Source organism: Nocardia asiatica NBRC 100129 (genome assembly GCF_000308415.1).
GTDB lineage: Bacteria > Actinomycetota > Actinomycetes > Mycobacteriales > Mycobacteriaceae > Nocardia > Nocardia asiatica.
Window position 1 is genome coordinate 1 of the sequence record NZ_BAFS01000071.1, and the last position, 11,468, is coordinate 11,468.

An 11,468-nucleotide genomic window follows, 5' to 3' on the forward strand; every position below is an offset into this window, starting at 1 on the left:
AGCACGATCCCGCGCACGCGCTCACCGACCTGCGGCGCCTCGAGCGGCTGTCCGACGGCGCGATCGACACCGATCTCTACCGCCAGGGCGAGCCCGGCTCCGCGGAGTGGCGCTTCACGCTCTACGTCGCGGGCGAAGGCGTCTCCTTGAGCCGCGTGCTGCCGGTTCTGCACAGTCTCGGTGTGGAGGTGGTCGACGAGCGGCCCTATCGCATCGCGCTGGCGGACCGGCCGGATCGCTGGATCTACGACTTCGGGCTGCGGGTGCCCTCCGTACCCCTGCGGGACGCGCTGGACAGCGAGCCGCCCGCGCAGACCGGGCACGCCGTGGACGCCGCGTCACTGCCGGAAACCAGCGTGCGGCGGCGTTTCCCGGACGCGGTCAACGCGATGTGGTTCGGCCGCGCGGAAGTCGACGGCCTGAACGAACTGGTGTTGCGCGCCGGCTTGCACTGGCGCGAAGTGGCCCTGCTCCGGGCTTACGCGAAGTACCTGCAGCAGGCCGGATTCGCCTACACCTTGGGCAACATCACCCGCGTCCTGCTGAACCATCCGGCGACGGCGCGGTCGTGCATCGACCTGTTCGCCGCCTACTTCGACCCGGACGACGCCGGCGCGGAAGCCGCCGACCGGGCCGCGGCGATCGCCGAGCGGGTGCAGGCCGAAATCGACGCGGTGGTCAGCCTGGACACCGACCGCATCCTGCGGGCGCTGTTCGGCTTGATCGAGGCGACGCTGCGCACCAATTACTACCGGCGCGACGCATCGGGTGACGCACTGGACTACTTGTCGGTCAAGCTGAATCCGCACGCGATCACCGAGCTGCCCAAGCCACGGCCGCAGTTCGAGATCTTCGTGTACTCCCCGCGGGTGGAAGGTGTGCACCTGCGCTTCGGTTCGGTGGCGCGTGGTGGTTTGCGGTGGTCGGATCGGCTGGAGGACTTCCGCACCGAGATTCTCGGTTTGGTGAAGGCGCAGGCGGTGAAGAACGCGGTGATCGTGCCGGTGGGCGCCAAGGGCGGTTTCGTGGTGAAACAAGCGCCCGCCGCCACCGGCGATCCGGTCGCCGACCGGCAGGCGTTGGGTGCGGAAGGCGTCGCGTGCTATCGCACGTTCATTTCCGGCTTGCTGGATATCACCGACAATGTCGACCGGGCGACCGGTGAAGTGCTTCCGCCCGCGCAGGTGGTGCGCCGGGACGGCGACGACACGTATCTCGTCGTGGCGGCGGACAAGGGGACGGCGACGTTTTCCGATATCGCCAATGATGTGGCGCAGAGTTATGGTTTCTGGCTCGGTGACGCGTTCGCTTCGGGTGGGTCGGCCGGGTATGACCACAAGGCGATGGGTATCACCGCCAAAGGCGCGTGGGAAAGCGTCAAGCGTCACTTCCGTGAGATGGAAATCGACACCCAGACCCAGGACTTCACGGTCGTGGGTGTGGGTGACATGAGCGGTGACGTGTTCGGTAACGGCATGTTGCTTTCGGAGCACATTCGTTTGGTGGCGGCGTTCGACCACCGGCATATTTTCCTGGATCCCGATCCGGTTGCGGCTGTGTCTTTCCGGGAGCGGCAGCGGATGTTCGCGTTGCCGCGCTCGTCGTGGGCGGACTACGACACGTCCCTGATCAGCCCCGGCGGCGGCATCTACGACCGTTCCGCCAAGGCGATCCCGGTCACTCCGGAGGTGCGCGCGGCACTGGACCTCCCCGCCGACGTGACCACGCTGTCCCCGCCGGAGATGATCAAGGCGATTCTCTCCGCCCCGGTGGATCTGCTGTGGAACGGCGGCATCGGCACCTATATCAAGGCGAGCGCCGAGACCAACGCCGATGTGGGCGACAAGTCCAACGACGCGGTGCGGGTGAACGCCGACCAGCTGCGGGTGAAGGTGATCGGCGAGGGCGGCAACCTGGGCGCGACCGCGCTGGGCCGGATCGAGTTCTGCCGCAACGGCGGGCGGATGAACACCGACGCGCTGGACAACTCCGCGGGCGTGGACTGCTCCGATCACGAGGTCAACATCAAGATCCTGCTCGACGCCGTCGTCTCCAGCGGCGAACTCGCGCTCGACGAGCGCAATCCGCTGCTGGCCTCGATGACCGACGAGGTCTCCGATCTGGTGCTGCGGGACAACATCTCGCAGAACTTCCGGCTGGGGATGTCGCGGGCCGACGCGGCGGGCATGTCCGGCGTGCACGGCAGGATGATCAACGACCTCGAGCAGCGCCGCGGTCTGGACCGCGAGCTGGAGGCGCTGCCCACCGAGGCGGAACTGGCCCGCCGCGCGGCCGAAGGCACCGGACTCACTTCGCCGGAACTGGCGAATCTCATGGCGCACGTGAAGCTGTCGCTCAAGGCCGACCTGCTCGCCGGCGACCTGCTCGACAGCGCGGCGTTCGCCTCGGTGCTGCCCGGCTACTTCCCGGCGCCGCTGCGCGAACGGTTCGCCTCGGCGATCGGCAGGCACCCGCTGCGGCGCGAGATCGTGGCCACCGTCGTGGTCAACGAGATGGTCGACTACGGCGGCATCACCTACGCCTTCCGGCTCGCGGAAGAGGCCGGGGCGACCACCGACGACGCGGTGCGCGCGTACCAGGCGGCGGTGGAGATCTTCGATCTGCACGCCCTCTGGCAGCTGATCAGGCAGACGCCGATGTCCACGGCGGCGCGCAACGAATTGGAGCTGGAGACCAAGCGCACCCTCGACCGGGCGGCTCGCTGGCTGCTGTCCAACCGGCCGCAGCCGATCGCGATCGGCGCGGACATCGCCAGGTACCGCGCGGGCGTGCGGGCCCTGTCCGGCCAGGTGCCCGCCTGGCTGACCGGCTACCTCACCGAAGATCTCGCCGAGCGTTCGCGGCGGTCGATCTCCCGTGGCGCGCCGCGGGAGCTGGCCGAGGAGGTGTTCGGCCTGATCCACCGCTTCCCGCTGCTGGACGTGATCGACCTGGCCGACATCGCCGAGCGCGATCCCGCGGAGGTCGCGGTGCTGTACTACGCGCTCAACGAGCACTTCCAGATCGAGCGGCTGCTGACCGCGGTGGGCAAGCTCGAGCGCGGCGGACGCTGGCGGGCGCTGGCGCGCCTGGCGGTTCGCGAGGATCTCTACGATTCGCTGCGGTCGCTGACCCTCGACGTGCTCACCGCGACCGAACCGCAGGACAGCACGGCCGAGAAGATCGCGTACTGGGAGTCGACCAACCGGTCGCGGCTGGCCCGGGCGGGTGCGTCGCTGGCGCAGATCTTCGCCGCCGAGACGCACGATCTCGCCGCACTGTCGGTGGCGGCACGGCAGATCCGCAGCATGGTGAGCGGCAGCGAGTCGACGGCCGTGGCGCCGACGGTCGCGGGCTGATCGACCGCACGATGCCCGGAGGCAGGCGCGCTCGGCGTCAGCCTCCGGGCATCGGCGTTCCGCAGGCGCCGCAGAATTTGGCGCCCGGACTCGATTCCGCGCCACAGTTCGGGCAGTGCCGCGGCTGCGGCGCCAGGCGCGCTCCGCAGTGCATGCAGAACTTCGCGCTCGCCGGATTGGCGGCCTGGCAGGCGGCGCACGACGTCTGGGCCGTCTCCGGCGCCGCGGCGGGCAGCTGCGGCGCGGGGGAGGGGGTGCCGACCTGGTGGCCGATGGCGTTCAAACTCAATGCCGCGCCGAGGAATCCGCCTTCCACGCCGTGATGTCCGCGCGCGAACCCCTGGCTCGCGCCGAGCGCGAGTTCGCCCGCGGCGTAGCGCTGGAAATCGCCGGTGAGGCTGATGTACTTGACGTCCTTGGCGAGCCGCTTCAGCCGGTCGGCGTCCTCCGGCGCCAAACTGATGTCGAAGTTACCCATGCGCGGGATACGCAGCCCGTATTCGTAGAGCGCCGTGTTGGTCTGGCGCAGCACCGCCTGCTCGATCGGCTGCAATTGCGCCGAGAGTCCGAGCACCGGCCAGTCGCGGCGCGCGACGCCTTGGGTCACCGCCATCTTCATGGATTTGAGCAGCAGGTCGGCGCACCAGCTCTGCACCCGTTCCTGGTCGGTGAGATCGGCGGTGCCCGCGAGCGCGGTGAGCAGCTCGGCCGGATCGCGAACCGACAGCGCGAACTCGCCGAAGACGCGCAGCGTCACCACCTGCTCGCTGACCGGGTCGAGGATGTCGTCCAGCCGTCCGCCGAAGCGGATCCCCGGGAACTCTCGCGTGGAGACGAAATACAGTTCGGCGCGGTAGTAGTTGCCGCCGGTGAGGGTGTCGACGAGCGCGCCGAGCACCGGGAGTTCGTCGGCGTCGATGCGGTGGCGTCCCGGGCCCATCGCGCCGACCACTTGCCCGGACTTGACGAAGAGGGCGATCTGGTCGGCGTTGACCATCGCACGGGTGTAGCGGCGAATGTTGACATCCGGCCACTTGTAGACCAGCTGATTCTTGCGGTCCTCCGGAACCGCGACGAACTCCCGCTCGAACCAGGCCATCTGCGCTCCCTCATCTGTCTTATCTCATCGAGCGTACCGATAACTGGTGGTACGTTCAACGAATCACTCCGCTATCACCCCTGTTCGGGGGCCTTTTGTCAAAGCCGTTGATGTCCAGCATGTTACAAAGCTGTGGATCGCTATTGAACGTGCCGCTGTATAACGGTACATTGAGCGAAGTTATGATCGCCGTCACCTGAAAGGCCATCGCCATGACCACAGTTCGACCATCCGCGGAGGCGCCCGCGCAGTCCGCCGCGCTCGAAGACGAGGATTCGGGCTACCACAAGTCGCTGCGCCCGCGTCAGCTGCAGATGATCGCGATCGGTGGGGCGATCGGCACCGGGTTGTTCCTCGGTGCGGGTGGCCGGCTGGCCAGTGCGGGACCCGGGCTCTTCCTCGTATACGCCATCTGCGGCGTGTTCGTGTTCTTCATCCTGCGGGCGCTGGGTGAGCTGGTGCTGCATCGCCCCTCCTCGGGATCGTTCGTCTCCTACGCCCGCGAGTTCTACGGCGAGAAGCTGGCATTCGCCGTCGGGTGGATGTACTTCTTCCACTGGTGCATGACCGGGATCGTAGACATCACCGCCATCGCGACATATGTCCATTACTGGGGAGCGTTCGAGGCGGTACCGCAGTGGCTGATCGCGCTGGTCTCCCTCGCGGTCGTGGTGAGCATCAACCTCGTGTCGGTGAAGTGGTTCGGTGAGCTCGAGTTCTGGGCGGCGCTGATCAAGGTCATCGCGCTGGTCACCTTCCTGATCGTCGGCACGGTGTTCCTGGCGGGCCGCTTCAAGGTCGACGGTCAGGTCACCGGCCCGAGCGTCATCACCGACAACGGCGGGCTCTTCCCGACCGGGTTGCTCCCGCTGGTCCTGGTCACCACCGGTGTCGTGTTCGCGTACGCCGCGGTGGAACTGGTCGGCACGGCGGCCGGTGAGGCGGAGAACCCGGAGAAGATCATGCCGCGCGCGATCAACTCCGTGATCGCCCGGATCGCGCTGTTCTACGTGGGTTCGCTGGTCCTGCTCGCGCTGCTGCTGCCCTACACCGCGTTCAAGAACGGTGAGAGCCCCTTCGTCACCTTCTTCTCGCGGCTCGGTGTGGACGGCGCCGGCTCGGTGATGAACCTCGTCGTGCTGACCGCGGCGTTCTCCAGCCTGAACGCCGGCCTCTACTCGACCGGCCGCATCCTGCGCTCGATGTCGATGAACGGCAGCGCGCCCACCATCGCCGCGCGGATGTCCCGCGGCGGCGTGCCCTACGTGGGCATCCTCGCCACCGGCGCGGTCGCGCTGATCGGCGTCGGCCTGAACGCGGTGGTGCCGGAGCAGGCCTTCGAGATCGTGCTGAACATGTCGGCACTGGGCACCATCTTCGCGTGGGCCGCGATCGTGATCTGCCAGCTGCAGCTGTGGCGCTGGTCACGTGCCGGCCGCGTGGAACGGCCGTCGTTCCGGTTGATCGGCGCGCCGTACACGAGCTTCGCCACGCTGGTGTTCCTGGTGGCCGTGGTCGGGCTGATGGCCTTCAGCGACGACCACGTGCAGCGCGGTGCGGTGATCGCGATGCTCGTCATCATGGTTCCCGCGCTGGTGGGCGGCTGGTTCCTGGCCCGCAAGCGGGTGCTGCAGATCGCGGAGATCCGCCAGGGCATCACCGGGCAGTTCCCGGTCCTGGCCGAGCGGCCGCTGCGCGCACAGGGCAGCGACCCGGTGGTGATCCTCGACAAGCCCGACGAAGAGTGAAGCAGTATCCGCCCCGGACCGTTCGTCCGGGGCGGATCTATTCCCAATCCCGGGAACAATACTCGCGCGCATCGACAGGCGGCGGACCAGAATGAAACCGCGATTCCACGGCGGGTCTGAGAGGTTCGTATGCCGGAGCACCCCAGCGCATCCGACCGTCCACTTGCGCACCCATGGGCGAATCGGCGAATGCGCGGCACCGACGTGCCCCGGCGAACTTCCCACCCATGGGCGACACGACACCTGCTCAAGACCGAGGTGCCCCCGCGACTACCACCCAATCCGTGGTCGACGCCGCGGTACGTGGAGAAACCACGTGCCGTGGCCGTCGACCCGGCTCCGAGCGCCGTCGACCCGGCGACCGGTTCGGACAGCGCCGGTGAGCACACCATCGGCACGGCCGAGCTGCTGCTCGGCGCACTCGAGTCCGAGCCCGGTTCCGGGCGCAGCGCGCGTTCGCGGCCGAGCGTGCGAAGACTGGGCGGCGGTCTGGTGTCCATGCCCAAGGTGAGCCCGCTCGATCCGCGCACCGCGGTCATGCCGAATCCGGAAGTGCCGGAGCACAAACGGTTCTGCTGGAAATGTCAACAGGCGGTCGGCCGCACCACCGACGCTGGGCCCGGCGCCGTGGAGGGCGAGTGCGGCCGATGCGCCTCGCCGTTCAACTTCCGGCCCTCCCTCCAACCGGGGGAGATGGTCGCCGACCAGTACGAAGTCCAGGGCTGCCTGGCCCACGGCGGGCTCGGCTGGATCTACCTGGCTGTCGACCGCAATGTGAGCGACCGCTGGGTGGTGCTGAAGGGTTTGCAGAACCCGCTCGACTTCGAGGCGCACGTGGTCGCGCTCGCCGAACGCCAGTTCCTCTCCGAAGTGGCCTATCCCGGCATCGTCAAGATCCACAACTTCGTCAAGCACCGCTCCGGGCGCGACGTGGCCGACGGCTACATCGTCATGGAGTACGTCGGTGGCCGCTCGCTGAAGAAGATGCTGGATCTGCGTGCGCCGGAACGCATTCCGGTGTCCGAGGCGATCGCCTTCATGATGGAGATCCTGCCCGCGCTGGACTATCTGCACTCCTTCGGCCTGGCCTACAACGATCTCAAGCCCGACAACATCATGGTCAGCGAGGACGAGGTCAAGCTGATCGACCTCGGCGCGGTCGCCGCCATGGAGTCCTACGGCAGCATCTACGGCACCCCGGGCTACCAAGCGCCGGAGATCACCGAGACCGGCCCGACGGTCGCCTCGGACATCTACACCGTCGGACGGACGCTGGCCGCCTTGGTGCTGGACATGCCCAAGAACGCCGAAGGGCACCAGTTGCCCGGGATCCCGTCGCCGGAGGACCAGCCGCTGCTGCGGGACTATCCCGCGTTGCACCGGCTGCTGCGCCGCGCGACCGACCCCGACCCGCGGCGCCGCTTCCCGACCGCCTACGCGATGTACGGCCAGCTCGCCGGCGTCCTGCGCATGGTGCTCGCCTACGACACCGGCAAGGAGCATCCGCAGTCCTCGCTCGAGTTCGGCGCCATGCGCGGCGATTTCGGCATCGAGACGTTGATCGGGCAGACCGACGGCATGACCGACGGGCGCCATCGCCTGCCCGCCCTGGACGCGCCCAGCGTGGTCGCGGCCCTGCCGGTCCCGCTGATCGACGGCGAAGACCCCAGCGCCGACCTGTTGTCCACGCTGCTGCACGGTGATCCCAGGCACGCGCTGGACGCGCTGCGCCGCACCGCCGACCGCATCGTCTCGGGGACCATTCCGGAGCCGGAGACGTTCGAACTGGAAGGCACGCTGACCGCGGTGCGCGCGCACCTGGACCTCGGCGAAGTGGTGCCCGCCTGCGATCGGCTCGCCGATCTGCGGCCCGACTACGGCACGGACTGGCGCCTCGAGTGGTACTCCGCCGTCGCCGCCCTGCTGGACGGACAGTACGAACGCGCCTACGAATACTTCGACCTGGTGCACGGCATGCTGCCCGGCGAGATCGCCCCGGCGCTGGCCCTGGCGGCCACCGCGGAACTCACCCTGCAGCATCTCGGGGAGGCCGCGGGCGAGCAGTGGCACCGGCTCGCCGAGGAGTACTACCGCACGGTGTGGCGGACCAACCACGGCGTGGTGAGCGCGGCCTTCGGACTGGCCCGCAGACTGGCCGCCGACGGCGGGTTGCTGGAGGCCGTCGAGGTCCTGGATCAGGTGCCGGAGGCGTCGCGGTATCAGAGCGTGGCCCGGATGACGGGGTGCCTGCTGCTGGTCTCGCAACCGATCGCGGAGACCACCGAGGCCGATCTGCTCGAGGCGGCGGCTCGGCTGGACGCCGCGCCGGACGAACCGCGGGCGCTGCAACTGCAGGTCATCGTGGTGGGCGCGGCGCTGGAGTGGGTCCGTGCGGGCGGTCAGGCGGCCGATCCGGAGGCGACGCTGCTCGGCTTCCCGTTCACCACCATGGGGTTGCAGCGCGGGCTCGAGTCCAGCCTGCGGGCGCTCGCGCGGATCGCCCCGCATCGGCTGCACCGTTATCGCCTGGTCGACCTGGCCAATTACGTGCGGCCGAAGTCGAGGTGGTGACCGGTCTCAGGTGGCGCGCGCGGTGAGCATGAAAAGCGCGGGAGCGGCCAGGATCACCAGCAGCCACAGCCAGCTGCCGGTGGTCACCGCGAGCACCACCGAGAAGACCACGGTCGCCCCGGCCAGCACGGCCAAGCGGGGCAGGGGGTTGACCGGGACGACCTCGGCCGCGGGCGGTGTGGCGCCAGGGAGGTCGGCGAACAACTCGGCCAGCTGACTGCGGGTGGTCGCGGCGGCGACGGCCGCACTGAGTTCGTCGAACTCGGTCAGGCTCAGCCGGCCCGTCCCCAGATGGTGGGTCAGCTCGCGCATCGCGCGCTCGCGGTCGGCGAGACTGGCCGGGAGGCCCGCTGATTCACCCATGCCGGAAGGATAGGCGTAGCGGCCGGAGCCGGGCGCCGGGTGGATTTCCAGCGGCGGGAAGGGCCGTCCGGGAGCGTCTTCGCAGGCGGATCGACCCGGCGTCGAGCATGTTAGCCAGTTTGTTGCCGGAGACCGGTCGGTCGCCCCGACAATGGCCGCGCACCGGCGGGTGCCCCGTGTTGCGATGTGGTTTCCTTGAGATATGACTGCGGGTGTGGAGTACACGATCGACGAGCTGGCGCGGGAGGCCGGTACGACCGTGCGCAGCCTGCGCGTTTACCACGAACGCGGTGTGCTGCCGCCCCCGCAGGTCAAGGGGCGTACCGGCTTCTACGGCGCCGACCACCTCAACCGGGTGCGCACCATCAGCAGATTGCTCGATCGTGGGATCAAGCTCAACGGCATCAAGGAATTGCTCAACGCCTGGGACCGCGGCGACGACCTCGGGGACATTCTCGGTGTCGTCGAGCCGGAGGCGGACGAGACGGTCGTCGCCGACGCCGGTGACGTGATCGCGGCGACCGAACTCGCCGAGCGCTACCGCGACGTGCCCAACGGTCTGGCGCGAGTCGTCACCGCGGGTCTGTACGAACCCGTCGACGCGGCGACCTATCGGATCAACGATCGCAGGCTGGCGTACAGCCTCGATCGCATGGCGGCCGCGGGCATTCCGGCCGACGAGGCGCTGGGCGAACTGGAGAAGTTGCGCGCGGACGCGGATCGGATCGCTCGCCGCTACGTGGACCTGTTCCGGCGGACCGTCTGGGCGTCGTACCAGGATTCCGATCGAGGTCCGGCGCGGGCGGCCGAGCTCGCGCAGCGGTTGGAGGAGACCAGGGCGATCCCGGCGGACATCGCGGGTGCCATGGTAAACCAGCTGGTCGCAAAGTATCTCGGGCAGGACGTCGAGCTTTCGGAGACCTTGCCGCAGACCTGATCGGCCGCGCCGGCCCGCCACGCTGACCGGAGTACCTCTGTTTCAGATTCCCATGGTTGGCGATACGGGACAGTAACGTGCCGTTGATCAGCGGTATATTGAACAGCGTTCCGTGTGCGTTCGCCGTTCAGCGAAATTACCTACGGTCGTCTACCTAAGTATGCCTCGCGGCCACCTACCGATGCGCCGAAGTGTCGCTCCCCCCGACAATCTGACTGTCGCACAAGGGCAGCAGATGGGTGTGGGCACATGGGAACCGTGACACTGTGGATGCAGATGTCGCTCGACGGCTTCGCGGAGGGGCCGGATCAGGAAGTCCACTGGCCGGTGGTGGACGAGGAACTGTGCGAGTCGTTCCTGGACGAATTACGCTCGGCCGACCTGTTCCTCTACGGTCGCAAGACCTACGAGATCATGGCGTCGTTCTGGCCGACCGCCGACGTGGACCCCGCGATCTCGGAGTTCTACGTCGATTTCGCGCGGTGCTGGAAACAGACGCCCAAGCTGGTCTTCTCGCGGACGCTGGCCACCGCGGCCTGGAACACCCGAGTGGTCAGCGACGGTCTCGTCGAGGAGATCACGGCGTTGCGCGCGCGGCCGGACTGCGACATGGTGCTGTTCGGCGGCGCCGAGACGGCGTCGGCCTTCATGAAGCACGATCTGATCGATGAGTACCGGTTGTTCGTGCACCCGATCCTGCTCGGCGGCGGGATCCCGTTGTTCCCGACGCCGGCGGTCGTGTCGGGGCTGCAACTGGTCGACGTGATGACCTTCGACAGCGCGGTCGTCCAGATGCATTACCAGCAAATGGCCTCCGCCGGGTAGGAACAGCGCGGGAAACCGGGCGGACTGCCCGCAAAAGCAGGGGCTTGACCTCGTTGTAACCTCTGATTGTCGAGCGCGTTGCCGCGTCGTCGGCTAACTTTCGTTTTATGTCCCTGGTTCAGGCACGTGGCGACGTGCTGCCTGCATCCACCAGTGAATTCATCGGCCGGGAAACGGAATTGGACCGGCTGGGCGCGCTGCTGGACGGCGGCGCCCGCCTGATCACCCTGGTCGGCCCGGGCGGGATCGGTAAGACGCGATTAGCCGCGGAGGCGCTGCGCCGCGGCGCGCCCGACCGGCGCAGGCCGGTGTACTGGGCGCGACTGGCCGGGCTGGAAGCCGATAGCGCCGCCACCGCGCAGGACGTGATGCAGTCGGCCGTGCGCACCGACCCCAGCGCGCCGCCGACCCGCGCCGCGCTCGTGCGCACCTTCACCAGCGGCGACCGATCCGTCGAGCGCGCGATCCTGGTACTGGACAACTGCGAACACCTGCTCGGCGCGGTCGCGGCGATGATCGCCGAGCTGCTCGAGGCCGCACCCGGGCTGACCATCCCTGGCCACCAG

General features: G+C 68.3%; 8 protein-coding genes. 6 read left to right on the forward strand and 2 right to left on the reverse strand.

Translation table 11 applies throughout. The features are described from left to right. On the forward strand, positions 1-3,359 hold a 3,359-nt coding region (locus tag ON27_RS07425), incomplete at its 5' end, for an NAD-glutamate dehydrogenase (protein ID WP_043721459.1). A 37-nt stretch (positions 3,360-3,396) separates the two neighbouring features. Here the strand turns inward: ON27_RS07425 and ON27_RS07430 are convergent. Beyond that, positions 3,397-4,458, reverse strand: coding sequence for an SPFH domain-containing protein (locus tag ON27_RS07430; protein ID WP_043721462.1), 1,062 nt, complete (start codon positions 4,456-4,458; stop codon positions 3,397-3,399). 212 nt (positions 4,459-4,670) lie between these two features. Here ON27_RS07430 and ON27_RS07435 point away from each other — a divergent pair, with 212 nt between their 5' ends. Beyond that, entirely contained in the window at positions 4,671-6,206 is a 1,536-nt protein-coding gene (locus ON27_RS07435) for an amino acid permease (RefSeq protein ID WP_043721465.1), read from the forward strand. Positions 6,207-6,335: 129 nt separating this feature from the next. Further along, positions 6,336-8,777: a serine/threonine-protein kinase gene (locus tag ON27_RS07440; RefSeq protein ID WP_043721467.1), complete on the forward strand. Its 2,442-nt coding sequence runs from the start codon at positions 6,336-6,338 to the stop codon at positions 8,775-8,777. 6 nt (positions 8,778-8,783) lie between these two features. Here the strand turns inward: ON27_RS07440 and ON27_RS07445 are convergent, their stop codons facing one another. Next, the gene (locus ON27_RS07445) at positions 8,784-9,140 is read right to left on the reverse strand and encodes a DUF1707 SHOCT-like domain-containing protein (RefSeq protein WP_043721470.1); all 357 of its coding nucleotides are present in this window, start codon (positions 9,138-9,140) and stop codon (positions 8,784-8,786) included. A 202-nt stretch (positions 9,141-9,342) separates the two neighbouring features. Here ON27_RS07445 and ON27_RS07450 point away from each other — a divergent pair, with 202 nt between their 5' ends. From ON27_RS07450 to ON27_RS07460, 3 genes are all read left to right on the forward strand, one after another. Further along, the gene (locus tag ON27_RS07450; protein ID WP_043721473.1) at positions 9,343-10,077 is read left to right on the forward strand and encodes a MerR family transcriptional regulator; all 735 of its coding nucleotides are present in this window, start codon (positions 9,343-9,345) and stop codon (positions 10,075-10,077) included. 249 nt (positions 10,078-10,326) lie between these two features. Beyond that, positions 10,327-10,902, forward strand: coding sequence for a dihydrofolate reductase family protein (locus tag ON27_RS07455; protein ID WP_043721477.1), 576 nt, complete (start codon positions 10,327-10,329; stop codon positions 10,900-10,902). 107 nt (positions 10,903-11,009) lie between these two features. Further along, on the forward strand, positions 11,010-11,468 hold a 459-nt coding region (locus ON27_RS07460), incomplete at its 3' end, for an AAA family ATPase (RefSeq protein WP_043721479.1).